This window comes from Kitasatospora sp. NPDC001132 (assembly GCF_053598415.1).
In genome coordinates this window covers 22,490-45,133 of record NZ_JBSFKF010000039.1, presented here as the reverse complement: position 1 = coordinate 45,133, position 22,644 = coordinate 22,490, and the positions used below count along the sequence as shown (strand labels likewise).

Annotated in this window: 30 protein-coding genes; 21 read left to right on the top strand and 9 right to left on the bottom strand. The window is 72.1% G+C overall.

Annotated features, from left to right (window positions below):
• Positions 1–101 precede the first annotated feature (101 nt).
• From ACWDBE_RS34165 to ACWDBE_RS34105, 13 genes are all read left to right on the top strand, one after another.
• Entirely contained in the window at positions 102–512 is a 411-nt protein-coding gene (locus tag ACWDBE_RS34165; protein ID WP_449809872.1) for a hypothetical protein, read from the top strand.
• A 128-nt stretch (positions 513–640) separates the two neighbouring features.
• Complete coding sequence (locus ACWDBE_RS34160) at positions 641–1,135, top strand: AAA family ATPase (RefSeq protein WP_449809871.1); 495 nt, start codon at positions 641–643, stop codon at positions 1,133–1,135.
• Between the two features lie 98 nt (positions 1,136–1,233).
• Complete coding sequence (locus tag ACWDBE_RS34155; RefSeq protein ID WP_449809870.1) at positions 1,234–1,401, top strand: hypothetical protein; 168 nt, start codon at positions 1,234–1,236, stop codon at positions 1,399–1,401.
• A gap of 120 nt (positions 1,402–1,521) precedes the next feature.
• Positions 1,522–1,935, top strand: coding sequence for a hypothetical protein (locus tag ACWDBE_RS34150; RefSeq protein WP_449809869.1), 414 nt, complete (start codon positions 1,522–1,524; stop codon positions 1,933–1,935).
• Between the two features lie 93 nt (positions 1,936–2,028).
• A complete protein-coding gene (locus tag ACWDBE_RS34145) occupies positions 2,029–2,313 on the top strand; it encodes a hypothetical protein (protein WP_449809868.1) in 285 nt (94 codons plus the stop codon).
• Positions 2,310–2,723: a WhiB family transcriptional regulator gene (locus ACWDBE_RS34140; RefSeq protein WP_449809867.1), complete on the top strand. Its 414-nt coding sequence runs from the start codon at positions 2,310–2,312 to the stop codon at positions 2,721–2,723. The genes ACWDBE_RS34145 and ACWDBE_RS34140 overlap by 4 nt, the downstream gene beginning before the upstream one ends.
• Complete coding sequence (locus ACWDBE_RS34135; protein WP_449809866.1) at positions 2,720–3,259, top strand: Lsr2 family DNA-binding protein; 540 nt, start codon at positions 2,720–2,722, stop codon at positions 3,257–3,259. The genes ACWDBE_RS34140 and ACWDBE_RS34135 overlap by 4 nt, the downstream gene beginning before the upstream one ends.
• A gap of 68 nt (positions 3,260–3,327) precedes the next feature.
• Positions 3,328–3,819, top strand: a complete 492-nt coding sequence (locus ACWDBE_RS34130; protein WP_449809865.1) for a hypothetical protein — start codon at positions 3,328–3,330, stop codon at positions 3,817–3,819.
• Between the two features lie 153 nt (positions 3,820–3,972).
• Positions 3,973–4,434, top strand: coding sequence for a Pycsar system effector family protein (locus tag ACWDBE_RS34125; RefSeq protein ID WP_449809864.1), 462 nt, complete (start codon positions 3,973–3,975; stop codon positions 4,432–4,434).
• A gap of 69 nt (positions 4,435–4,503) precedes the next feature.
• Positions 4,504–4,953: a hypothetical protein gene (locus ACWDBE_RS34120; RefSeq protein WP_449809863.1), complete on the top strand. Its 450-nt coding sequence runs from the start codon at positions 4,504–4,506 to the stop codon at positions 4,951–4,953.
• Positions 4,954–5,058: 105 nt separating this feature from the next.
• Positions 5,059–5,505, top strand: coding sequence for a hypothetical protein (locus ACWDBE_RS34115; protein ID WP_449809862.1), 447 nt, complete (start codon positions 5,059–5,061; stop codon positions 5,503–5,505).
• A 113-nt stretch (positions 5,506–5,618) separates the two neighbouring features.
• On the top strand, positions 5,619–6,329 hold the full coding sequence (locus tag ACWDBE_RS34110; protein WP_449809861.1) for a hypothetical protein: 711 nt from the start codon (positions 5,619–5,621) through the stop codon (positions 6,327–6,329).
• A 20-nt stretch (positions 6,330–6,349) separates the two neighbouring features.
• A complete protein-coding gene (locus tag ACWDBE_RS34105; RefSeq protein WP_449809860.1) occupies positions 6,350–6,793 on the top strand; it encodes a hypothetical protein in 444 nt (147 codons plus the stop codon).
• 122 nt (positions 6,794–6,915) lie between these two features.
• On the opposite strand, the gene ACWDBE_RS34100 is transcribed toward ACWDBE_RS34105, so the two are convergent.
• The 4 genes from ACWDBE_RS34100 to ACWDBE_RS34085 all read right to left on the bottom strand — a co-directional run bounded on the left by ACWDBE_RS34100 (position 6,916) and on the right by ACWDBE_RS34085 (position 10,284).
• Positions 6,916–7,686 (bottom strand): hypothetical protein, encoded by a 771-nt coding sequence (locus ACWDBE_RS34100; RefSeq protein WP_449809859.1) that lies wholly within the window; start codon positions 7,684–7,686, stop codon positions 6,916–6,918.
• Positions 7,686–8,492 carry a ParA family protein gene (locus ACWDBE_RS34095; RefSeq protein WP_449809858.1) on the bottom strand — a complete coding sequence of 269 codons (807 nt, stop codon included), beginning with the start codon at positions 8,490–8,492 and terminating at the stop codon, positions 7,686–7,688. Before ACWDBE_RS34095 ends, ACWDBE_RS34100 begins: the two co-directional genes overlap by 1 nt.
• 317 nt (positions 8,493–8,809) lie before the next feature.
• Entirely contained in the window at positions 8,810–9,169 is a 360-nt protein-coding gene (locus ACWDBE_RS34090; RefSeq protein ID WP_449809857.1) for a hypothetical protein, read from the bottom strand.
• 140 nt (positions 9,170–9,309) lie between these two features.
• Positions 9,310–10,284 (bottom strand): hypothetical protein, encoded by a 975-nt coding sequence (locus tag ACWDBE_RS34085; protein WP_449809856.1) that lies wholly within the window; start codon positions 10,282–10,284, stop codon positions 9,310–9,312.
• A gap of 319 nt (positions 10,285–10,603) precedes the next feature.
• Between ACWDBE_RS34085 and ACWDBE_RS34080 the strand changes: the two genes are divergently transcribed.
• Positions 10,604–12,208 carry a restriction endonuclease fold toxin-2 domain-containing protein gene (locus ACWDBE_RS34080; protein ID WP_449809905.1) on the top strand — a complete coding sequence of 535 codons (1,605 nt, stop codon included), beginning with the start codon at positions 10,604–10,606 and terminating at the stop codon, positions 12,206–12,208.
• A gap of 14 nt (positions 12,209–12,222) precedes the next feature.
• Positions 12,223–12,684 (top strand): hypothetical protein, encoded by a 462-nt coding sequence (locus tag ACWDBE_RS34075; RefSeq protein WP_449809855.1) that lies wholly within the window; start codon positions 12,223–12,225, stop codon positions 12,682–12,684.
• Between the two features lie 109 nt (positions 12,685–12,793).
• Here ACWDBE_RS34075 and ACWDBE_RS34070 read toward each other — a convergent pair whose 3' ends face one another.
• Both ACWDBE_RS34070 and ACWDBE_RS34065 read right to left on the bottom strand, forming a co-directional pair.
• Complete coding sequence (locus ACWDBE_RS34070) at positions 12,794–13,588, bottom strand: hypothetical protein (protein ID WP_449809854.1); 795 nt, start codon at positions 13,586–13,588, stop codon at positions 12,794–12,796.
• 39 nt (positions 13,589–13,627) lie between these two features.
• Positions 13,628–13,960: a hypothetical protein gene (locus ACWDBE_RS34065; RefSeq protein ID WP_449809853.1), complete on the bottom strand. Its 333-nt coding sequence runs from the start codon at positions 13,958–13,960 to the stop codon at positions 13,628–13,630.
• Positions 13,961–14,867: 907 nt separating this feature from the next.
• Between ACWDBE_RS34065 and ACWDBE_RS34060 the strand changes: the two genes are divergently transcribed.
• Positions 14,868–15,557 carry an HNH endonuclease family protein gene (locus ACWDBE_RS34060; RefSeq protein WP_449809852.1) on the top strand — a complete coding sequence of 230 codons (690 nt, stop codon included), beginning with the start codon at positions 14,868–14,870 and terminating at the stop codon, positions 15,555–15,557.
• Between the two features lie 137 nt (positions 15,558–15,694).
• On the opposite strand, the gene ACWDBE_RS34055 is transcribed toward ACWDBE_RS34060, so the two are convergent.
• A complete protein-coding gene (locus ACWDBE_RS34055; RefSeq protein WP_449809851.1) occupies positions 15,695–15,913 on the bottom strand; it encodes a hypothetical protein in 219 nt (72 codons plus the stop codon).
• A gap of 17 nt (positions 15,914–15,930) precedes the next feature.
• A complete protein-coding gene (locus ACWDBE_RS34050; RefSeq protein WP_449809850.1) occupies positions 15,931–16,851 on the bottom strand; it encodes a hypothetical protein in 921 nt (306 codons plus the stop codon).
• Positions 16,852–17,062: 211 nt separating this feature from the next.
• Between ACWDBE_RS34050 and ACWDBE_RS34045 the strand changes: the two genes are divergently transcribed.
• Positions 17,063–18,157 (top strand): hypothetical protein, encoded by a 1,095-nt coding sequence (locus ACWDBE_RS34045; RefSeq protein ID WP_449809849.1) that lies wholly within the window; start codon positions 17,063–17,065, stop codon positions 18,155–18,157.
• A 97-nt stretch (positions 18,158–18,254) separates the two neighbouring features.
• On the opposite strand, the gene ACWDBE_RS34040 is transcribed toward ACWDBE_RS34045, so the two are convergent.
• Positions 18,255–18,773 carry an RDD family protein gene (locus ACWDBE_RS34040; RefSeq protein ID WP_449809848.1) on the bottom strand — a complete coding sequence of 173 codons (519 nt, stop codon included), beginning with the start codon at positions 18,771–18,773 and terminating at the stop codon, positions 18,255–18,257.
• A 600-nt stretch (positions 18,774–19,373) separates the two neighbouring features.
• Between ACWDBE_RS34040 and ACWDBE_RS34035 the strand changes: the two genes are divergently transcribed.
• The 4 genes from ACWDBE_RS34035 (at position 19,374) to ACWDBE_RS34020 (ending at position 22,546) form a co-directional block, all read left to right on the top strand.
• Complete coding sequence (locus ACWDBE_RS34035; protein ID WP_449809847.1) at positions 19,374–20,213, top strand: hypothetical protein; 840 nt, start codon at positions 19,374–19,376, stop codon at positions 20,211–20,213.
• Positions 20,210–20,434, top strand: coding sequence for a hypothetical protein (locus ACWDBE_RS34030; RefSeq protein ID WP_449809846.1), 225 nt, complete (start codon positions 20,210–20,212; stop codon positions 20,432–20,434). The genes ACWDBE_RS34035 and ACWDBE_RS34030 overlap by 4 nt, the downstream gene beginning before the upstream one ends.
• Before the next feature lie 577 nt (positions 20,435–21,011).
• Positions 21,012–21,662 carry a hypothetical protein gene (locus ACWDBE_RS34025; RefSeq protein WP_449809845.1) on the top strand — a complete coding sequence of 217 codons (651 nt, stop codon included), beginning with the start codon at positions 21,012–21,014 and terminating at the stop codon, positions 21,660–21,662.
• Positions 21,659–22,546 (top strand): hypothetical protein, encoded by an 888-nt coding sequence (locus ACWDBE_RS34020; RefSeq protein WP_449809844.1) that lies wholly within the window; start codon positions 21,659–21,661, stop codon positions 22,544–22,546. Before ACWDBE_RS34025 ends, ACWDBE_RS34020 begins: the two co-directional genes overlap by 4 nt.
• The last annotated feature ends 98 nt before the right edge of the window (positions 22,547–22,644 follow it).

Below are 22,644 nucleotides of genomic sequence, written 5' to 3'. Positions count from 1 at the left end.
GGTCACCGACGCCGCGCACCAGCCCCGCCCCTCTCTGCCGGGGCGGGGCTGGTGCGCGGCGCGGCCGCCCGGCCGACCCCATCGATCGGAAGGACACCACCGTGCGCGACTGGAACACCCCCGACCACCGCATCGCCGACACCGAGCACGGCACCCTGCACTTCGCCGACGGCATCCGTCTGGTGATCGCCGACTGGCAGGTCACCGAGAACGCGCCCGACCGCGACGGCCACGTCACCACCGAGATCCGCGGCTGGCTCGCCAACGGCGGCGGCACCGGCACCCTCGACGACCCCTACACCAAGCCGATCGCCTCCGGCCCCGCCCGCCTCGTCACCACCGACCTGCGCGGCCGCCGCCCCGTCGCGGACCGCGGCGTGAGCATCCGCTACTACCAGCCCAGCCGGCCGTACCCGAACACCTGGGACCACCGCGGCTGGCTCGTCACCGTCTCCTGGAGCGACCACCGCGCCGACCAGGACGACGAGGCCGGCACGGCCGCCCGCGCCTGAAACCCTCCCGCACCCACCACGGCCCGCCGCCCCGCCCGCCCCGGATCCACAGGCAGGCGGGGCGGTGGGCCGCACACCACCACACCCACCAACCCGACCCGACCCGGCCGCCGGCCGAAAGGCACCCCGTGACCCCCAGCGCGCACCCCGTACTCGACCTCGTCCAGCCCGGCGACCTCGTCGTCATGATCGGAGCCAGCGGCAGCGGCAAGTCGACCCTGCTTCACGCCACCCCGCCCCACCAGATCGTCAGCCTCGACCGGCTGCGCGCGGCAGTCAGCCACCCCGGCGACCAGGGCGCCACCCCCGACGCGCTCCTGATCCACGACCAGATCATCGCCATGCGCCTGAACCGCGGGAAGACGACCTACGCGGACAACACCTCCGTCGTCGCCGCCCACCGCCTGCGCCTGCTCCGCCTCGCCCGCCACTACGGACGGCGCGCCATCGCCATCACCGTCGACACACCGCTGGACACCTGCCTGCACCGCAACGCGCAGCGCCCGGACGAGCAGCGCGTGCCCGACGACGTCGTGCGCCTGCAGCACCGCCTCGCCGCCGCGGTCCGCACCCGGCTGTCCGAGGAAGGCTTCGCCGCCGTCCATCACGTCCGCGGGCACTGACACCCCCCCCGCCACCGCCCGCAGGCGGCCGCCTGATCCTCCCCCGGTGGCCGGGCGGCCGCTTGCCCCGAACCCCGAACGAGAAAGGAGAGGCCGCCATGTCCTTCGACGTCAAGGTGATCAACACCGACGACTACCCGCTGATCGTCACCGTCGACAAGAACAGCGTCGCCGAGGTCCACGGCAGCATCCCGGCCGCGACCGTGGCGGGCATCCTGCGCCACCTCGCCGAGCACTTCGAGCAACAGGCGCCCGCCGAGTACTGACCGGGCGGCCACGCTGCCCACCACCACGCCCCGCACCCAGGCCCGCCCGGCCTGGCGGGCGGGGCGTGCTGGTGCGCGGCGTGGCCGCCCGGCCTGCCCCCCCGCGGAAGGAGAGAACCGGTGACCCCCGCCGACCTCGTCTACGCCCACACCCTCAACCTGCTCGGCTCCGACCCCGGCCTGCCGCCCGAGCTGGAGGCCTCCGTCGCCGCCCTGCGCGAGCGCGCCGACGCCTCCCACACCCCGGCCCGCCCGCCGCTCACCACCCGGATCCGGGCGCGGATCCGCGCCCACTTTCTCACCCGGCGCTCGCCGCGCCTGCGCCTGGGCCGCATCGAGATCACCCTCGACACCTACGCCGTGACGATCGAGCAGCTGCCCAAGCCCGGCTGCGACAGCTGCGGCGACCGCCGCGGCTGGTGGTGCGGCGAGGGCGAGTGGGAGTTCTGCGACTGCGCGCTCGGCCTCTTCTGGCGGCGCCTGCCCTGGCGTCCCGGCCCGGCCCGCTCCTACAGCGCCGAGCCCCCCTTCTAGCCGCCCAGCGGGCGGCCGCACAACCCAACCGCGGCCGCCCCACCCCGCCCCACCATCACCGCCCCGCCCCCGCGACGAAGGGAACGCCCCGTCATGGCGCACACCCGTACCCGATTCCGCCCCCGCCCCGGCTCGCCGACCCGCCCCACCCGGCCGGGCCTGCCCCGCCGCTTCGCCGCCCACCACTACACCTGCGCCGCCTGCGAGGTCACCTGGTCCGGCCCCGAGGCCGACTGCTGGACCTGCGGCCGCCCCGCCACCCGCGAGCACCCCTCCCCCACCAGCGCCCTCCAGCAGCTCCTCGCCCCGATCACCGCCACCGACACCCACCCCGGCCGCGACCACTACCGCGCCCACCAGCCCCAGGACCGGCCGTGACCGCCACCGCCCGCCGCCACAGCGGGCCCATCACCGCCACCGCCCCCGGCCGCGCGCCGCGCACCACCACCGGCGCCGGCGGCCCGAAGGGCTGGGAAGCCCTGGACGGCATCGCCTACCCGGACCTCAGCGGCGACGAGCCCTGCCGCCGGCCCGACACCGACCCCGAGGTCTTCTTCCCCGACGGCGCCCCCGACGCCGACCAGCGCACCACCACCGCCAAGGCCCTGTGCGGCGAGTGCGCGCTGCACACCCGTCAGCAGTGCCTCGCCTGGGCGCTCGCCAACCCGGCCAAGGCCGGCGAGGCCATCTGGGCCGGCCTCACCCACCAGGAGCGCCGCGCCGCTCTGCGCCGGGTCAAGGCCGCCGCCCGCACCGACCGCCAGGAGCCGGAGGCCACCACCGCGTGAACAGCACCCCCGCCCACGCCACGGCCCAGGCCGGAGCCGCGACCGCGACGGCCGTCGGCATGTTCCGCGCCGGCACCCCGGTCGACGGCATCACCGCGACCACCGGCCTGACCGAGCACGAGATCGCCGCCGCCGTCACCCTCGCCGACCAGCCGCCCACCCACCCCGGCAACGGCGCCCCGATCGAGGACCTCCTCGCCTGGGCCGAGAAGCACGACGCCAAGAGCGTGCGCGCCACCGCCCGGCGCGCCCGCGACGCCCTCACCGCCCTGCGCACCCGACGCGACGCCGACCAGGCCGTCACCGCCGCCGAGTCCAAGATCCGCGCCTTGGAGAAGCAGCTCGCCGCCGCCCGCGCCGAACTGCGCATCGCCCGCACCGGCACCATCCCCGTGCCGGGCGCCGGACCGTGGCCCGCCGACCCCACCTCCGCCCAGATCCGTGCCTGGGCCGCACACACCGGCCTGCCCTGCAACCCCCACGGTCGCGTCCCCGACGCCGTCCGCGACGCCTACCAGGCCGCCCGGCGGAGCTGACCACCCGACACAGGGCCGCCGTCCCGGCCCCGGGACGGCGGCGCCCACCCGGACCGAAAGGAACCCCGATGCGCGACCTCGCCCCCACCACCGTCACCGGCTACCTCCACGAGGCCCCCCGGCTGACCGCCCCCCACGGCCCCGCCCTCCTGCGCTGGCGCCTGCTGCTGCCCACCACTGAGGCCGGCGACTACAGCCTCCTCACCTGCATGCTCCCCGACCCCCACCACGACCTGGACGAGACCACCGTCCGCGACGCCTACCCCGCCGGCACCTACGTCGAGGTCACCGGATACCTCCTCACCCCCACCCCCGACCAGCCCCTGCTCCTCCTGGTCGCCCACGACCTCGCCCCCGTCGACGACCCCCAGGACGAACCCATGCCCACCACCGCCGTCGTCCGGGACCTCGCCCCGTACGGGCCCTACCAGAGCGCCGCCGTCACCACCCCCGACGGCGCCACCTGGTGGCACCTGTGGGACGCCACCGGCCACTGGATCGGCCACACCACCGACCCCGCCCTCCTCGACCACGTCATCACCCTGGCCACCCGCGACTGACCACCCGCCCCACCCACCGTCCACAGGCCGGCCGGGCCTCGACCCCGCCCATCACCACGCCCCGCCCCCGGTGCCCGCCAGGCCCAGCGGACGGGGCGCAGTGGCGCGTGGAGCCGACGCCCGGCCGGACCCCGACAGGAAGGGAAGACCACGATGGACACCACCACGCCCATGTCCGCGCTCGACCAGGCCCTCGACCGCGAACTGGCCGCCGTCAGCGCCGACATCGCGCGAACGGACAGCAAGGCCTCCATGCTGCTCGGCCTCATCGGCGTCCTCATCGCCGGCGTGGCCGCCCTCGGCCAGGCGCCCACGTCCGCGCTCGCCCTGGCCGCCGCCGCCATCGCCGCCGCCGTCGCCTCCGCGCTGCTCTCGCTCCTGGTCGTCATGCCCCGCCTCAACCGCACCCGCAGCGATGGTTTCTCCCGCTGGGCCCGCTGCCCCGACCCGGCCGCGATCCGCGAGGCCCTGGCCCACGACGTCCGCCCCGCGCGACTGCACGTTCTCAGCGTGCTGTGCGAGCGCAAGATGCGCCTCCTCCAGTGGGCGGCCCGCCTCGCGCTCGTCGCCGTCCTCGCCGTCTCCGCCGCAGCGCTCCTGTCCGCCGCCGCCTGACCACCCACCACCTCCCCGGCCCCGGCCCGAACCCAGCGGGCCGGAGCCGACCCGTCGAAGGAAGGCCACATGCACCGACCCGTCATCGCTCCTCACCCCGACAGCCCCGCCTCCCAGGCCCTCGGCCTGGACCTGGACGGCACACTCACCCTGGAGAACGGCTGGCAAGGCGGCCGCATCGGCCTGCCCCAGCCCGGCGCGATGGAAGCGCTGCGCCTGCTCGCGAGCAGGCGTGCCGTCTTCGTCTACACCGCGCGCCCGGAGCGGTGGCTGCCGGAGGTCGCGGACTGGGTCAGCTGGTACAGCGGCCTGGACGCCTTCTTCGACCCGGACCCCGAGCGCGCCTACTGGCAGGTCGTGGGCGGACCGATCCTGGTCACCCGCACCAAGTTGGGCGCCGCCGCCTACGTCGACAACCGTGCCGTCCACCACGCCGGCGACTGGACCGCCACCCTCACCACCCTCAGCCACGCGATCGGTCTGCGCGGTACCGGCGGCCCCGCCGCGGCGCGGTCCTGACCGGCCAGGCCGTCCGCAGTCAGCGGGACGAACATTGCCGAACGCCCTCCAGCCGAGCCCCTGGGCCCGTACGGTGCGAACCAAGCCACCACGGAGGGGGACCCATTGAGCACGGACCGTACTGACCTGGACCACCTGCTCGACCTGCTCTCGCTGCTGCCCGGCCCGGACGCCGAGGACTGGTGGATCGACCTCGACGTCGCCGGCACCACCGGCGAGAACGAGCCGCCGGAGACCAAGCGCGAGCGCATCACCTACGTCCTGGGCAACACCGGTCCCTACATCCAGCAGTGCCTGGGCAACCGCACCGACTGGAAGCCGTCCGCCGGATTGCTCGCCCAGTACGTGCTGATGTTCTTCGGCGGCCAAGAGCAAGCCGTCGCCGACGTCGTCAACCGCGGCCTCGGCTACGACACGGAGAGCGCGGCCGGGCTGGAGTGCCTGCGCGACATCCGTACCACCTCCTGGCGCTTGTACCTGGCCCACAACGGACGGCGCCCCTTCCACGAGCGCCTGGCCGACAAGTGGGGCACCGAGACCTTCCAGAACTGACCGACCGCCAGCCCCGGTGGCCCGCCCGAACCGAGCGGGCCACCCCCTTGCCACCCCCGCCCGCCAACCCCCTCGACGACACCGCCAGCCCCATCCCCCCGGAAGGAACCCTCGTGGCGCTCGCCTCCATGTCCGTGCACCCCAGCATCAAGGCCAAGCTCGGCGACCAGGTCCTCGCCGACGTCGCCCGCAACGTCTGGCCCCAGGACTGCCAGAGCTGCAACAGGCCGCTCGGCACCGAACCGCCCTCGCTGTGCGTCGACGTCGACGAGCTCACCAACGTCACCATGGCCACCCTCCATCACACCGCCTGCCAGGCCTCCAGCTGGAACGACAGCCCGATCCTCCGCCTCTCCAACAACCTGTCCTGGCGCTCACACCTGATCAACTGGCCCATCGAGTCCGGTGACGACGGGCCCGTCATCTGGCCCACGCTCCTGGTGAACCCGCACCTCGAAGGCGTCCAGCTGCGCCAGGACACCTTCGGTGCCTGGAAGGTCGCCACCCTCGACCACGCCCACGAAGCCGGACTGCGTGTCGCGGGCCCGGACTTCGTCATCGACCGCCCGCTGCCCGCGCGCGCCGGCCACACCCCCGCCACCCACCTCAACGGCGCCACGGTGACGGTCCGGCTCAGCCCGTTCGAGCAGTGGGGCGGCACCTTCTTCCACCAGGATCAGACCGCCCGCGTCCGCGAACTCGGAGGCGTCATGTTCGGCTACACCACCGCCGTGAACCCCCCGGACATCGCGACCTACGAGGACTTCGTCCAGCCCGTCGTTCAGCGCCAGATCGCCTTCGGCTTCGTCTCCCTGGCCCGCTGACCCAACCCGCAAGGACACCCGTGAACGACGCCTTCGCCACCGACCCCGACCTGCGCCACCTCGCCCGGCTGCTCGCCATGCTCCCCGGCCGGGACGACGTCGCCTTCTGGGCCACCGTCGACAACGGCGCCAGCACCATCGTCGAACCCGGCCGCACCGGCCCGGGCGCCGCCGGCCCGGAGTACATCCTCAGCAAGATGCAGAGCGGCATCGCCAAGCTGAACAAGGCCGAGGACCCCGCCGCCATCGCCTACTTCGGCCACTACCTGCTGATGTTCTTCGATGGCGACCAGCCCGCCCTGTGGAAGTACCTCAACGACCTCTTCTCCGCGCACGGCGGCCGCTCTACCGCCGGCGAGCGCTACACCCGCGACCTGTGCGACACCGCCTGGCGGATCATCGCCCGCTACGACACCCTGGGCGACAACGACCTCGCCGAACGCTGGCCCGGCCACCCCCGGTAGGCAGCCGTCCCAGGCGGGCCGTCCAGTGCAGCTGAGCGTGCCATCCGTGCAGCGCCGCGTAGACGGAAGGGCCTCGTCCCAGGTCAATGACCTGGGACGAGGCCCTTCCGTCGTTTTCGGGGCTATGCGGCCGAGGACTCCTCGGACAGCTCGGCGACCAGCAGTTCCGCGAGCGCAGCGCGGCGTTCGGCCGTCATGTGTTCGCGCAGGAGGGCGAACACGGCTGCCGGGTCCTCCCAGGGGACGGTCGGTGCCTGGGGTTGGGGTTCCTGTCGGGCCTTCGGAAGGCGAGGCGCCTTGGGCTGCCGTTCCTTCTTGAGCTCCCCGACGATCGCAGCCTTCGCGACCTCGGGTTCGAAGTCGCCCGACGGGAGTGCCTGCACGGCCTGCTTGATGACGGCAGCCGTCGGCTCACCGTTGACCTCGACCACCGTGGTGTAGACGTTCTCCGCGGCATCGAGGCCGTGCTGTTCGGCTACCGGCACAAGCTCCCAGGCGCTGGCCTGGTTCAGCTTTTTGGCTCCAATTGGAGCCAAACCACTCGACTGTGCTTCGAACAAGCGCTCCGCGATCTGCCAGGTCCGGATCAGCTTGTTCGCGTAGGCCCGCTTCATGCTCCACCGCGCCAGCAGATACGCCTCGAACGTCTGGTGGCTCTGACGGTAGAGCTTGCCGTCACGGATGATCTGCAAGGCCTTGCCAGCAGCCCAGAAGACCAGCTGGAGGGACTCCACGGCCGCTTCGCACTGCGCCATCGACTCCCGCTCCCGCTCGGTGAGCGTCGGCAGGTCGGAGATCGGGCGGAAGTGGTGCGGCAGCCTGCGCGCGATGTCCACCGCGCTCTGGACCTGCCACTGCTCAGCGGCGGCGTTCGTGCCGCGCTGGCGCCCCATCAGAGGGCCTGCTCGATCGCCAGCGCGAGCTTGTAGAAGTCCTGCCGCGCGCGCAGCGACGTGCCGTTCTCCGCATACTGGATCACCGTCAGGCCGTCTTCGGCAGCGTTGGCGTGGATCTTGTACTTGCGGACGGCGTGGGACACGAGCGGATAACCGCGGTCCTTGGCCCACTGCTGCGCCCTCTTCAGGTCCTCCTGGGTGCGGTCACGTGCCGAGTCCCACTGGTTGACGACCACGAGGAACGGGATCTTCCTCGGCTTGAGGATGTACTCGATGGTGAACTCGGCCGGGTCGCGGGTGAGGAACTCGGTCGTGATCGGCACGATCGCCAGGTCCGCCAGGGCGAGGACTTCCCGCATGGCGTCGGCGGCGCGGCCGTCGCCCAGCGGGTCGGCGTCCGCATCGGCCTCGGGATCGGTGTCCATGAAGCCGGGGGTGTCGACCCAGATCCGGCGTACGGTCGGGTCCTGCAGCAGATCGGGGACCTCTCCCAGCCGCCCCTTGGTGACGACGTAGTCGAATGGGAGTGCATCTTCGGGCACACGGCGTGCCCACTGCTCCATGGACCCCTGGGGGTCGATGCCGACCGCGACGACAGGGGCGTCGAAGCCGGCCTGAGCGGGCTTCGACTCGCCGGATACCGCAGCGAGGTTCACGGTGATGGTGGACTTGCCGGCGCCGCCCTTTCGCTGGATAACGACGATGACCTTTGCGTCACCGACCCGCGTACCGTCAGCGGCTTGATCGGTTTCGCGCCCCGCGGCATCGACATCAGGCGGGGACTGGACAGGGATGACTGTCAAGGGGACCTTCCGTGTGCTTCGCCAGTGCTTGTGCAGCTGGGTACTCGGATCGGGCCGTCCGGCCCGAGTCCGTGTGCTTCCCCGGTGCCCCGGGTACTCGGACACCACCACCTTGCCAGACAGCCGCCCGGCGTCGGGCACGCGGGGCCGGAATATGACAAAACGTCACATCGAGAAGCGGAGAAGGTGGCCCCAGCCGACTGCCGTCGAACCGTACGCGGGAGGTGATCCGGACCGGCTGACAGCTGGTCCGCGGCTCGATTGCTCGAGCCGGGCCGCGCGGCGGCTGCCGGCCTGGCGCGGGCTGCTCGCGGCAGTCAGCGGCTTCGCTGGAGCCTGGGCGCGCCGGACGAGCGCTGAGGGCCCGTCGGCCGAGCGCCGGCAGGGCAGGGACACCGTGCGGAGCGTATGCCGTGGGCACCGGTGAGGTTCTTGGCGATCCGCTCCTCGGGGATGTGGCCGTTGCCGCGGCCGAGGTACTTCAGGACGTGCACCGCGAGGTAGTCCACGTCCTTGGGGTAGGCCCGGCCGTTGAGGACCGCGCGGAGATGGTGGCCGATCTTCGAGGCGATGCTGTAGTCCCCGTCGCCCCAGAAGCCGGTGTTCTGCGGGTCCGGCAGCATGTCGACCAGGTGGGCAAGGTCGGCATCGTCGGCGATGGTGATGACGTCGGGCACGCGAGTTCCCCTCCGAAGTGGCGGCCGTCCCTCGGCCGGCCATGGTGCTGTTCCTTTCCAGTCGGCGGACAGGGAATCCCGCACAACAGTTCTGTAGGGCTCGCTGGCTCAACAGGCGCTTCCCGCCCCGTGGTGGGCGGCTACTTTGGCTGCGGAGTCACGACCGACACCAGGGCGGGAGCGAGCACGCTGGCCAGTGCGACGGCCGGCAGGGCGGCGATGGCCGTGGGCACCCCGAAGCGGGACGCCACCCAGATCCCGGCCCCGGCGAACACCGCCACCACGAGAGCCGCGGCGATGAGACGGGTCATGGACCGGAACGAGAGCAGTGCCTGCGCGAGATGGTCCCGGACGGGCTGGAGCTCCTTGAGCTCCTCTTCCTGGAGCAGGGCGCCGACCCGGCCGGCGACGTAGTTGTCCGCGATCTCGACCAGGAGGACGACGAGCTCCTTCGCGGCGCTCTCGGCGTCGGTGTCGAACCCGGCCTCCGCCACCCTCAGCCGTGCTGCAACGAGCCTGGCGTGTGCCCTCAGCTGCGGCCAACGGTGGGAGCGCCACGGGGTTGTTCTCCGCCGGCGGTACATCTTGAGGATCTGCTGCTCGGCGAAGCGCAGCTCCATCGGAACCCTCGTGAGGTGATTCGGCCGGGTTCTGGGGCCGGCCGCCAGCACGGCCCCGCAGGCGTTCACCACGCCCGCGATGTTGTTGATCGGCACGAATCGGCTCGCGACCCCGAACCACCCCACAGGGCTGCTGCTGATCAACATGCTGCCGAACACCATACAGACGACGATGATGTCGATGATCCGGACTACGACAAGCACCACCGGGACGGCGGGCGAGAAGGCCAGCCGGCCAAGCCCCATCGACCCCTTGGAGACCCCGGCGAGGACGAGCAGCGCGAGCGCGCACCGAAGCAGGTTCCACCCGAACTTGCGCCAGCCGTAGGCGCCCTCCCACAGTGCCCGCCGTATCGCGTTCGGTACCGGCCCCGGACACCCGGCGAGCCGGAGCGACCGCTCCAGCTGCTCGACACGTTCACGCGTCACCTGGTGCGCCGTGTGCCGCATGCGGTAGCTGAGCCTGTAGTTGACCCGCAGCAGCCAGTCGATCACCGGTTTCCCCCTACTCGCCTGACAACCCACCAGAGCGTGCCACGGCGAAGGCCGCGAGATCCGGGACTCCCGGCAACCGGCCGGTCCGGCGGGAGGGCTCTTGCTCACAAACCGCGCAGGCGTTCAGCCCCGTCGGTAGCGGCGGCGCGCGTCTTCCCGGGGACCGCAACGGAGCCCCGGCTCGGTCGGTCCGGCTCCAACCTCGTGCCCGCAGGCCGTGCCGAACCCGCGCGACGGGCCGTTGTGCAACACGGACCCGCTGCCGGGGCCGGACTCCTAGCATGGGAAGCCGGGTGCTGTGGGGGAGTTGGGGGTGGGGATGGACGGCGGCTACAAGGTCGACGTGCGCGCGCTGCTCTCCGGGTCGTGGCAGATGCACCAGGTCTCCGAGGACCTGCTGAACATCGTGACGCTGCTGGCGCGGGAGCTGTCCGCGGCCGGCGGCATGATCGGGGACGACGAGGCAGGGAAGATCTTCGCGTCGGTGTACAAGCCGACGGCGAAGACCACGCTGAACCAGATGGCGAACGCCTGCCACTTCATGGGCCAGGGCTCGCAGACGCTGCTCGCGAACGCGAACAACTACCTGGCGGCCGAGGACGCCGTGGCCAAGCAGCTGCTCGGCGCGAGCGCGGACCCGGCCGGCGATGCCACGGCCGGCCTGGCCCAGCCGTGGATGGCCGCCGGGCAGTGCGCGCCCGACCCGCGGGGGATCGGCGAGAGCCTGCCGGAGGCGCTCGGCAAGACCAGTGGCGTCGACCGGTGGGTGTGGGGGGACCGCTTCCGCGGGGACCCGGACAAGCTCAGGAAGGTCGCCGGGAGCTGGCAGGCCGCCCACCGGCTCACCGTGCAGGTCCTCCAGAGCGCGCAGGACGCCTGGCGTACCGTCGATGCGGTCCACGAGGGCCAGACGGCCACGGCGATCGCGTCGTTCTTCACCGCCTTCGTCGGGCGGCAGGACTACCCGGCGAAGCCCGACAGCACGTCCACGCTGCTGGCCAACCTGGCGTCGGCCTGCCGGCAGCTCGGCGACGCCTGCGACCGGTACGCCAAGCACATCGACGACTCCGCCAGCTTCTTCAACAACTGGTTCGTCGCGCCCTGGGACGACCCCGTCTTCGGCGGCGAAGGCGACGACGGCGGCCTGAAATCCAAGCTCCTCGGCGACACCCAGATCCTCTCGCTCGCCAGCACACCGCACGCCCTCGACGACACCCAGAGCCGGGTCCCCGTCCCCCAGGGCCAGCCCGCCCCGAAGCCGCCCTCGGGCCCGGGCTTCCCCTGGGTCCTGCCCTTCCCCGCGCCGCTTCCCCTGCCCCTTCCGCTCGTCCCCGCGGTCTACACCCCGGTCAACCCGGGCGTCCAGATCCGCACCCCCGTCGCACCCCCGACCCCGCCGATGCCCGGCTACCCGCCGCTGACACCCACCGAACTGGCCACGTTCCGGCAGTGGAAGTCCGGCCTGGTCACCGGCGGCTTCTCCGGCGGTACCGAGGCCGACAAGCGCTACCAGTGGGATGTCGCCGGCTACCCCGAGTACCAGCTCCCCCTCGTACCGCTGCGGCCCAACAAGGAGCCGTACATCATGGCGGACGGCCTCCGAGACACCGACGGCATGATCGTCGAAGCGAAATACGTCCGCGACCCCGCCAAGTGCTACCGCACCCTCGACGAACTCGAGAAGAGCCGAAACAAGGAGAAGGGCGCCAAACCCCCGTTCCTGTTCAAGGACGACGAAGAGGAACTCCAGAAGTACGCGGCCGCCATGAACGACCCCCGCAACCAACAGGTCCGCGGCATGGAGATCGTCACCAACGACCCCAACACCATCCCCTACTGGCGCACCATGATGGCCCTCACCGGCGCCAAGGGCTACGCCCGCTACGTCCCACCCGGCCCCCTCACCGCACCCACCATCTCCTAGGACCAGAAGCCACCATGAACCCCGACCAGCCCATCCCCGACTTCCCCGAAACCAGCACCCTCTTCGTCTTCACCCCCACCCCCGGCACCACCTGGAACCTCACCCTCGACAGCTTCACCCAGGCGCTGCGCCGCAGGGAGGGCGAGGAAGCGTTCGTGCACACCAAGGCGGACGGCGGGGCTTACGGACCCAGCGACGAGCACGACTGGTGGTTCGACATCACCGTGGCCGGCGCGACCTTCGAGGGCATCGGATCCGGCGTCTCGGGGGACGAGGGCTTGTCCCTGCGCAACGCGACCGCCGGCGCGGCCGCGGAGTTCGCCGCCTGGCTGATTCAGGAGCTGGTGCCCGCGAACGGCAGGGTCGACTTCAACACCAGGGCCGGCATGGAGGCCGGACTGCCCGACGAAGTCCTGACCGAGCGCACCATCGCCGGACTCGAAGCCGTCTTCCGGGAGCACCTGGCCGACATGTGACACCGCCCTGCGGCTGCGGTGAGGCGGTCGGATCTACTGCCTGTGAACCCGGGCTCGCCTGACGCCACCGTGGGGTGGCCGGCTTGCAGCCGCCCACCCCACGGTCCTCTCAGCCCATGCTCGGCTGTTCCGGGGTCGGCATTCCAGTCAGGAACAGGTCGAGGAGCTGCGGGGTAATTGCTGACTGGCCGTGCCTCTGGACCTCTTGGGATATCAGGTTCGCGGCCGCGTGGCCGACAAGGGAATTCCGAATTCTCTCGTCGGTCTCACCGAGCTTGTCGAGGACCTGAGCGAACAACAGCGCCTCGCGCGCAAGACGCCGGACCCGCAGCGGATCGCCGCAGCGATCCCACGCCTCCCCCCATGCCACAGCATCCGCAGATGGGATACCGAGTGTCTCGACTAACACGATGACCTCCGCCTTGTCGGGGAGTCGCTCGCCTTTCAGCGTGCGTTCAAGCGTGCTGTGCGGCAGGGCGTTGTAGCCGGCGCGCTTCTCCAGCTCACGAGGCGATGGCGAGCCCGACTCGAACAGCAGCCACTTGATACTCCGGCGCAGCTCAGCGAAGTCGCTGATGAGTTCCGGCTTGATCAGGTTCCGCCGGGGGAGGTATCCCCGGGTTGCCGGGCGCGCGTACCAGTTATCGGGTCTATACCAGTCCGGCCTACGGTCGGACCGGGCCTGGAGCCAACTTAAGTGCAGACCGCGCATGTCGAGTTGGGTTGCGTGGCAAGCTGCAGCGATGGCGTGGAGAACAGGGAAATCAGGGAGCGATTTCGCCGTCATTACGCGGCGGACCGCTCCGATGTTCAGGCCTGTCGCGTCCGCGATGGCCTGGAAGGTCGTGAGGCCGTTCGACGTGCACAGGTCTTCGAGGTAGACGGCGATGCGCTTCTGCCACAAAGGGCTCATCGTCGGAGTCGCCCTCAGACGTCCCATCGGTCACCGCCAGGTGATCTTGGGGATGCGGCGCGCGAGTACGGCCACGACGATGGCGCCCACCCCGGCGAACAGGCCGAGGATGGCCATGATCGGCTTCCCGGCGACCAGCAGGACCGCGCCCACGATGAGGAAGGCGATCACGACGATGGCCTCGGCGGTGCTCATCGGACGGCGGGAAACGAGTTCCGTGCCGTCGTCGCTGTCGTCTGGGGCCTGGCCCGGCCCGGTACCGCAAGGGGGCGCCGACGGCGAGGTCCGCAGGGGGGCGTCGACGGCGGTGAGAGGGGCGTCGGCGCGGCTGTGCGCCGCGCCGTGGTCGAGGTGGTCTGTCACCGTTACCTTTTCTGAGGGCTGACGGCCTGTCCGTGCCTGTCGGACAGGGACGGCTCCGTGCGGCACAGGAGCGGGCCGCTGCGGGTACGACGCGAAGTCGGGCCGACATCTGTGTCGTCCCGACTCGTGCCCGCCCGTAGCTGGCTGCTGCGGGCGGGTGGACTCCAACTACGTGTGCACGTTGACAACCGAGCCGCCTTGCCGGGCGGGCTCGTACATGCGACCTCCAGGATCCCAAGGGCAACTCCTTCGGCCCAACCACATGGATGCCCAATCACGCAAATTTCGCCGCATGTGCCCCAACAACGCCCCATATTCGTGTCGAGGGGAAACCGTTCTATCCCGGATAGAAAGACACGCCTTCCGGTCGACGCCTTGGATTCGATGGCCCGCTGCGGTGCTTTCAGATAAATCTGTAGGTTCGGTCTGACGGGGTTGACCCGATTCGACTTGCCGTCACCGATCCAGCTTGCAAGCCTGATTGCACTCTGAGGCGGTGGACTCCAACCACGGATCAGGCCCCGGCGCATCAGGTGTTGCCGCACCCGCGCCCCAGGCCGGAGCGGGCTCGAAGCCGCTCCGGCCTTTCTCATTCTGGTCCGATGAGGTGACGGAGCAGCTGGCGGGCCAGCCGCCCGGACCATCCGCCGCCATCCTCGCCTGCTGACGCCGACCTCCGCGGCGCGCGGCTCGAAACGACGATGCCCGGCGCCCTTCCGCCCACGAAGAGGGCCCACCGGAACTCTCCGACATCCGGCCGACGCACCAGAGGCCCCGCCAACTCCGGCGCGATCACCACGGCCCCTGACCCCCGATCCGGTGGGCGCCCCGCCCGAGCGGTGACCTGCGGCGTTACTCGGGAGTTCTCCAGGCGACTGTCGTCGTCGAGCTGAACCTGGAGAACACAGTGCGTCTTCGCCCCGCGCTCGCGGCCGTCCTGGCCGCCACCGCCGTCCTGCTAGCCGCCGTCCCGGCCCAGGCCTCCACTGTCCATGCTGCGCCCCGGCTTCTCCGGGTGGGGGAGACGGTGTCGATGCCGTTGGCGGAGGCGATCGTCGCTCTGTCGGTGGCGGAGGAGAGCCGGGACGGGTACGTGCGCGCCGCGTTCCGGCACTGGATCGACGCGGACAAGGACGGCTGCAACACGAGGGCCGAGGTGCTGATCGCGGAGGCCGTCGAGACGCCGGCCGTCGGCCCGAAGTGCGCGCTGCTGGGCGGGAAGTGGGTGTCGCCCTACGACAACCTGGTCGTCGACGATGCCCGGCAGCTGGATGTGGATCACGTCGTACCGCTCGCCGAGGCCTGGGACAGCGGGGCCTCGGCCTGGAGCGCCAGCGAGCGGGAGGCCTACGCGAACGACTTGGGTGACGGCCGGTCGCTGGTGGCGGTGTTGGCGCGGAGCAACCGCGCGAAGGCGGACAAGGACATCTCGGAGTGGCTGCCTCCGCTGGCGTCTTACCGCTGCACCTACCTCACGGACTGGACGGCGGTGAAGACTCGCTGGCGTCTGAGCGTCGACGCCCGAGAGCGCGAGGCGATGCAGCAGCTGGCGTCCGGCTGCCCGAACGAGACGCTGACGGTGACGTTCGCCCGCTGACCACCCCGGTGCCCCCTCCCGCGTCGATGCCGCCGGCCCACCAATGGGCGACACGGCCGGAGTGGCTGGCGGTCGGCGCACACCGGTAGGGCTGGGACAGCGTTCGCTGTCCCAGCCCTGCGCCGTCTCTGGGGTGGTCAGCCGTCGGCGCCGGCGTTGGCGACCAGGCCACCGGGGCCGAGCGGTCGGCGGGCGCCGCGCGGGGCCTGCCGCTGTGCTGGGTCTGCGGTGGGTGCGGGGATCGGGGCGGCTCGCTCGACCGCGGTGAGTCGGGCCTCCGGGGTGGGCTGGTCGGTGGGTGTATCGGCGGGTGTATCGGGGGCGGGGTGCCACAGCGGGCGCCGGTCGGAAGTCATGATCGCCAGTCTGGCAGTCAGGAGGTGTGCCAGGCGCGGCTGCTGCCGATGAAGTAGGCCGTCGGGTCGGTGCTTTCCCCCGCGCTGGGGCCGGCGACGTTCAGGTCGCCGTGCCACACGACGTCGGCGCCGTCCGGCAGCATCACGGGCACGGCCTGCCCGTCATCGTCCACACCGTGGGCGACGGCGACCCGTACGTGCGGGGCGCTCAGCAGGCCCTGCGTAGCGGTGTGTCCGTTGGGGCACACGTAGGTGGCGTCGGGGCCGTCCACCACGACGGTCCCGCCGGGCAGGGTGCCGCACGGGGTACACCCGACCGGGACCGCGCAGGCGCCCATGCCGGCGGTCCAGCGGTACACCCGTCCACCGTCCATCCGGACCGTCAGCGGTCCCACCGGGCGCGGCGCCTGGGGCAGCAGCCGCTCGGCGTCGCCGATGGTCCCCGCCAGCACGTCCAGCAGCGGCTGGACCTGCCGGGCGAGCCGCGAGGGCCGCGGCTCGACCATCATGGTCGGCTCGTCGGGCATCTGGACGTGGATCAGCCGGTGCTGGATGCGCCACAGCGGGCTCTCCTCCCGATCCCGCTCCGACCTGCGCGGGTCCCGGTAGGGGCTGTGTCCCTGCCCATCGAGGACACGCTGGATGTGGCCCTCCAGGTGCCACGCCAGTCCCCGGCCGTCCACGACCAGCGCGGACCGCACGGCATCCAGCGGCACCTCCCCGACCGTCACCGCCCGCTCGTCGGCCTCGACGTAGAAGAGGAGAGCGAGCACACCCAGGCGGTCCCGGTCGGGGGCCTGCTCCCAGCCCGGGCCGAGCAGCCGGGCCGCGCGCGCCACGGCGTCGCGCCAGGCAGCCGGTGCCGTGCTCCAGCACAGCAGGCCCATCGCGGTGGGCAGGTCCGCCAGGACGCGGCGGGCGGTATCGGAGCTGCGCATGGTCCCCTCCTCAGTCGGTAGCGTCACCGTAGCGGTACCGGCGGCGCCGGCGAAGAGAACCAGGGGCCGAGCCATACGGCGTCCACCTGCGCCAGGTGCGGGGGTTGCCCGTTGGCCCGGGCGCAGCGTTGGGCGGGCGGTCGAGGCCTGCTCTGCACGGGGCGGTGCCCCGGCTCTCGCGGCTGTTCCGGCGGGCCGTACGATGTCGATCATGGAAAGCGACGCGCGAGGCATCAAGGATGGCGGCGGGGGTGACGGCGCCGCCCGGTGCGGGTGGTGCGGGAAGCCGGTCCGCGCTACCGGGGCGGGGCAGCGGCCGGGGTACTGCAAGGGCCGCAGCTGTTCGTCCAAGGCCTACCGGGCCCGGCTGAAGCAGCGCCAGGAGGCCTCGCTGGAGGCCGCCCTGGATGACTCGCGCGGGGCATCAAGGGAGCTCGAATCCGCGAGTGCCCGGCAGCTCGCCCGCCTCGGCGAGATCACCGAGCGCACCGCGAGCCGGCTCGCCCAGGCCCTGGATGCGCAGGCGGGGGCGATGGAGCTGAGGGTCAGCCTGTCCAGCCTCACCAACGTCGCCGAGCGCCTGCTTGCCGAGGCGCGCGCCGCCGTGCAACTGGCCCAGGCCGGCCAGGACGGTCGGGGCGGCGGCGGCCTTGATGGCTCGCGTGAGCCACTGACGGCCGAGGCCGATGCCCCGCGGCCGCAGGCGGAGACGTCGGCGTCGCGACCGCGGCCGAGCGCCCCGGAGCAGACCCCGGCGGCGGTGCCACCCACATCCGGACCGTCCCGCCCCGATGGCTCGCGCGAGCCATCGCCCGGTGCCGGCCGCAACGGAGGCCAGGGCACGCGCGAGGCATCACGCGAAATCGAAGAATCCACGCGCGAGGCATCAACTCTCGCCCCCGAAGCGCTCGCCCGCGCCGGCCTGACAGCCCCGCTGTCACCGCTGGCCGTCGGCACCGCCCGCCGCCCCGACCCGGCCGACGACCAAGTGCCACCCCTGACCCTGGGCCCCGCCGCCAACTGGGCCTCGCCCGCCGCCCGGGAACTGGGCACCCCAAGACGCGACTACGCGCTCGGCGACGGCCTCGTCCACCTCACCTGGCCGACCGCCCCCGGCATCCAAGCCCTCGAACGACGCGGCACCCTGGCCGGCTGGATCGAGGTCTACGACTTCACCGGCGCCTGGGTCGCCATCATCGACGGCCGCCCCGTCGCCGACGCCACCGACACCCTCCCCCTGCTCTCCAACGACCCCGCCGACGCCCTCACCCTGCTGCGCCTCGCGCTGCGCCGGGGGTTGGCCTGAGCCGGGTGGACCCGGCGCCCGGCTCAGCGCGGCTCGGACCTCGCGGGAGCCGCCCGACGAGGAGGCGGGGCGCCGGTGCCCCGCCTCCTCGCGCTGCTTACCGGTCTTGGGCGATCGTCTCGATCAGGGACCGCCGTACGACCACGGTCCTGGCGATGCTGTCCGCCCAGGTCTGGTGCCGGGCGTGGACGACCGGGCGCAGGAACCCGGCGCCGGCCGGGAGGGTGTCCAGGACATGCAGCAGCCCACGCAGGATGCTGCGGGCCGCACCGATCGGCGCCCCCGTCTCCTCATCCACCGTCACCACCCCGGCGAGCCGCTGCCCCAGGCTCTCCCCGGTGCGGCCCCGCTCCGCCCACTGAACGACCAGCCAGCCAGCGCCCACCAGCCAGTACCCCTGCGCCAGCCACCCCCGAACGTCCACGTCCGCCAGCAGCGCGAACAGCTGCAGCACGGCGAGCCCGGGCTGCGCCGCGTACAGCGAGGCCAGGTACGCCGTCATCAGACCACCGGCGATCCCGAGGTCGACCCCGGCCGCCGTCGCGCGCGCCGCCCACCCGGCCAGGCCCGGGATCGCCGCCGCCCTCGGGCGGCGGGGCCGCGGCAGGGCCGGCACCACCGGGGGCGGATTCGGCGGAATTGCAGGCGCCCACCAGGGAGCCGGCGGCGGACCGGGCACCATCGGAGGGGATACCGGTCGGCAGCCCGAGGCGGAGGAGTCGTTCATGATCCGGACAACGATGCAGCTGCGGACCGGTGCCGCGCGGGCCCGCCGGACGTGGCGGCCCACACCGGCGCGGCCGCCATTGACCTCGTCGACGTGCTCGAAGTGTTCGCCGACTATGCCGCCCCTGGCTCCGCCACCGGCGACTCGTGTGCACGGCTGCTGAGCGGGGTGGCGGCTGCGAGGGCCGCGGAGAAGGCGTTCGTCGCGGAGACCATGGTGCCGGACGAACCATCAGCGCCCCATTGGACGTTCAACGGGCACCCGCGGACAGGGGCGCCAGGACCGACCCCGACATGTGGTGCAAGTCACATCAAAATCTTCAAGATCTTTGCCGGAACCGCCCGTCGCCGTCCCCAGAGGATGGGGAAACCTCCCCGGAAGACGGAGGAATGAGAAGAGATGACCACCACGAGCCAGTGCTGCGATCTTCCGGCTGGACTCGCTGCGCTCGCCGAGCCCACGGGCTGGACCGGCCGAACCGTGAAGTGCATGAGCCCCGAGATGGGCACCGCGGCCAGGAGCTGGGCTGCCAGCCAGATCGGCATCCCGCTGCTGCTGGGCGGCCCCGGCGGGCTCCTCATCCCGACCGGCCCCGTCGCGATCACCTGGACCTACCGGAAGGTCGAGTTCTCCTTCTATGAGCCGGGGCTACTGGGGTACACCCGCTTCGGGTTCGCCGCGTTCGAGGTGGAGCCGCCGACGAAGGAGATGCTCCTGGCGGCACTCGCGGCCCGGTGGGCGGCGATCGTGGGCGACTACGCGACTGTCGACAACTTCACCCGCAACGTCCTCGGCCACGCCGACGCCCAGCAGTGCCGGGACGCGGTGATCAACGGCCTGCTCGACGACTGGGTCGACTGGCTCGGCAGCTGCCTCACCGACCCCGAACTGCTGAGGATCCTGCGCTCCTACACCGCCGCCGAGCGCCGACGATGGACGGAGATCTGGGAGCACCGGCCCGGCGGCTTCCAGTGGCGGGCACCCGACGGAACCGTCCGTACATGCAAGGGCAAACGGGTGTGGCTGCTGGAGACGCCGAACCGCGACGGCGTAACGGTCTGGGACGTATACCCGGACAAGCCCGCCGCCGGCGCGCTCGCGCTCGACCACGACTTCACCGACCCCCGGGTCGACGCCGTGCTCCGCGGCCTCGACCCGACGGAGGCAGCCGTCGCAAACCTCTGGGCCTCCCGCAAGGCCACCTGGGCCGACGCCGCCCTCGACCTCGGCCTGCCCGCGGCCTACGGCGACCGCGTCCGCCGCAAACTCGGCCACCTCGGCGACCGGCACACCCGGCGCGCCCTCGGCGCCGAGGCGGTGACCCGATGAGCCGCCGCCCGCCCGCTCCGGAGGCGGAGCGCGGTCTGCTGCTGCGCGTGCCGGCCGCGCCGACCTGCACCGCGATGGCCGGCACCGGCTCGGTGGCCGGCGCCCTGCTGTCCGGCACGGTGCCGCCCGACTCCCCGCTGGTGTGGCCGCTGGTCGTCCTCGCTCTCGGCTCCATGGCCTACGACCTAGGCGTCAGAGCCCTCCGGCGGCGAAGCAACTGACGAACGGGACGGGAGGAAAGCCGGCCCGGCCACGGGTCGGCGGCCCCGGCTCGCCGGCCGGGGGCGCCGGCAGTCCACGGTGTGGTCGCCAGGCGGGGGACGCCGTGCCGCGGGGTGCCGGGGATCGAGTCTGACCGCGTCCACGTCGGCGAGTCGTCTCGGTACGCAGCGCCTGACCGGCTCCAGCAAGTGACCTCCATCACATGATGTGACGGACGGTAGTTGACCGTGAGTCAACTGTCAGGACTGGGTGTCGAGGCGCAACCGGCTGGAACGTCCTTCCCGGGGAGGCGCGCTATCCATTCCCGTTGCTCTCCGTGTCCGATGATGATCTTTGGGTGAAATTAGTTCGGCTGAGGTGCGTGAACTGGGGACATCGACCGCTTGACTATCGGCAGGCCACAACGTGGCGCTGACGAAGCAACACCTCGTCAGAATGTGACAAGCAAGGACAACTCCCTATGAGCCGCACCTGCATTCGACCCGCACCCGAGCGCAGAGAGGGACACCCCCCTCCGCCCGCCGGAGCCCGCCCCGGGCGCCCGCGCCCGGCCCGCCAGTGGGGGGCATGGGCCTGATGAACGAGGAATCGCTGTTCGCCATAGGCCCGGAGCCGGCCCGCGACCCGGATGCCGGGCAGCCGGCCACGCCCGCCGTGGACCTGCCGGTGGACCTCCCGATCGACTACGAGGCCTTTAACCTGACCCACCGCCCCTCCTACCTGCGCCTCGCCGAGGAAGTCCTCGGCGACACGGAGGCCGCCGAGAAGGTCGTCCAACAGGTCCTCACCCAGATCGCGGTCCACTGGCCCCAGCTCCTGGCCAGCCCGGACGTCGTGGCCAGCGCCTGGACCATGCTCTGCCACGCCATCCGTTTCGAGGTCCGCCGCCGCGAGCACGACCCCGAACTGCTCGCCCGCCTCAACGACCTGCGCGTCATGCTCGCCCAGATGCGCGCCTCGCTGCCGGACGCCTACGTCGTGGACGACGACGGCCGGATCGAGACCGGCCTGTTCGAGCAGCTCGGCAAGCTCACCCCCCGCCAGTTCGACATCGTCATCCTCCGGGCGGCCAAGAGGTCCACCTACTTCGTCGCCTGGTTCCTCGGAACTCACCCCAGCACCGTGGACCGCCACCTCAAGCGCGCCCTCGACCAACTGGAGGAGGGGCTGCGCCCCCTGCACGTCCTGAAGTCCGCCCGCCCGACCCGCAGAGGAGTACGCCGGTGAACAAGCCCATCGCCGGTCCCCCGGAAACCGCCGTCCCCGGACCGTTCGGCAAGCACGAGCAGGACGTGGAGATCCTCACCGACGTCGGCGCCGGGCCGCGCGCCTGGCCGGCCGACTACCTCACCGGCGGAGGCCAAGCCGACGTTCACCTCGACCGGCTCCTCGCGGAGCGCGAGAGGGAGGTCCCGGCGGACGAGACACCGGGCGGCCCCGGCTTCGCGCAGGCCCTGCGCCAGATCGCCGCCGACGTCGCCCGCCACCGGGCCGGTACCTACCAGGAACCCGAGTGGTGGCACGACTACAACGGCGCGCGCCTCGGTTTGGACTCCCTGGCCCGCGACGCGATCTGCGGTCCCAAGGCCGCCACCCTGCTCTCCCGCTTCGCCCACGAGGAAAGCCGTACCTGCACCGTCTTCGCCAGTGGGGCCGACACGGCGGACATCGAAATCGAGATCGAGGGCGCGCGGGTCTTCGGCTGCTTGCTCCACCTTGCCGGACATCCCGTCAGCGCGGCGTTCTGGTGGCGGATCGCCGCCGGTGCGGGCGACCAGCGCGCTGCCTTCGCCCTCTACCTCCAGCACCTCGGCGTCGGCGAACTCGACCAGGCCCAGTGGTGGCTGGCCCAGGCCTGCCAGGCCGCCGACGGCCACGGGACAGCGATGGAGTCCGGCCTGCCGCCGATGCCCGACTACTACCGAACCCTGCCCACCGTGATGGGGCCCTGGCGCACCAGTGAGAACTCCAGGCCCACCGCCTCGCTCGCCCGTGAGGTCGGCCGTCTGGTCGAGCACACCGACGTGGTCGGGACCGACATCGCGGGCATCGCCCGCCGACCCGGGCCCGGCCTGGCCAGCCGCCTCGGAGAGCTCGCCGGTCACCGCTGACACGTACGGCCCCGAACCGCAGCGCCGCGGCCCGGGGCCGGCTCCGCCCTTCCGTCAGCCGCCGCCCCGGCCCGGCCCGCGAAAACGAAGCCAGCGGA

Excerpts from the sequence above, each read along its gene's own strand:
- ACWDBE_RS34120 (WP_449809863.1), top strand. The coding sequence starts at position 4,504 with ATGCACCGACCCGTCATCGCTCCTCACCCCGACAGCCCCGCCTCCCAG.
- ACWDBE_RS34100 (WP_449809859.1), bottom strand. The coding sequence starts at position 7,686 with ATGGGGCGCCAGCGCGGCACGAACGCCGCCGCTGAGCAGTGGCAGGTC.
- ACWDBE_RS34075 (WP_449809855.1), top strand. The coding sequence starts at position 12,223 with ATGAACCCCGACCAGCCCATCCCCGACTTCCCCGAAACCAGCACCCTC.
- ACWDBE_RS34055 (WP_449809851.1), bottom strand. The coding sequence starts at position 15,913 with ATGACTTCCGACCGGCGCCCGCTGTGGCACCCCGCCCCCGATACACCC.
- ACWDBE_RS34030 (WP_449809846.1), top strand. The coding sequence starts at position 20,210 with ATGAGCCGCCGCCCGCCCGCTCCGGAGGCGGAGCGCGGTCTGCTGCTG.
- ACWDBE_RS34035 (WP_449809847.1), top strand. The coding sequence starts at position 19,374 with ATGAGCCCCGAGATGGGCACCGCGGCCAGGAGCTGGGCTGCCAGCCAG.
- ACWDBE_RS34125 (WP_449809864.1), top strand. The coding sequence starts at position 3,973 with ATGGACACCACCACGCCCATGTCCGCGCTCGACCAGGCCCTCGACCGC.
- ACWDBE_RS34045 (WP_449809849.1), top strand. The coding sequence starts at position 17,063 with ATGGAAAGCGACGCGCGAGGCATCAAGGATGGCGGCGGGGGTGACGGC.
- ACWDBE_RS34050 (WP_449809850.1), bottom strand. The coding sequence starts at position 16,851 with ATGCGCAGCTCCGATACCGCCCGCCGCGTCCTGGCGGACCTGCCCACC.
- ACWDBE_RS34130 (WP_449809865.1), top strand. The coding sequence starts at position 3,328 with ATGCGCGACCTCGCCCCCACCACCGTCACCGGCTACCTCCACGAGGCC.
- ACWDBE_RS34080 (WP_449809905.1), top strand. The coding sequence starts at position 10,604 with ATGGACGGCGGCTACAAGGTCGACGTGCGCGCGCTGCTCTCCGGGTCG.
- ACWDBE_RS34155 (WP_449809870.1), top strand. The coding sequence starts at position 1,234 with ATGTCCTTCGACGTCAAGGTGATCAACACCGACGACTACCCGCTGATC.
- ACWDBE_RS34025 (WP_449809845.1), top strand. The coding sequence starts at position 21,012 with ATGAACGAGGAATCGCTGTTCGCCATAGGCCCGGAGCCGGCCCGCGAC.
- ACWDBE_RS34145 (WP_449809868.1), top strand. The coding sequence starts at position 2,029 with ATGGCGCACACCCGTACCCGATTCCGCCCCCGCCCCGGCTCGCCGACC.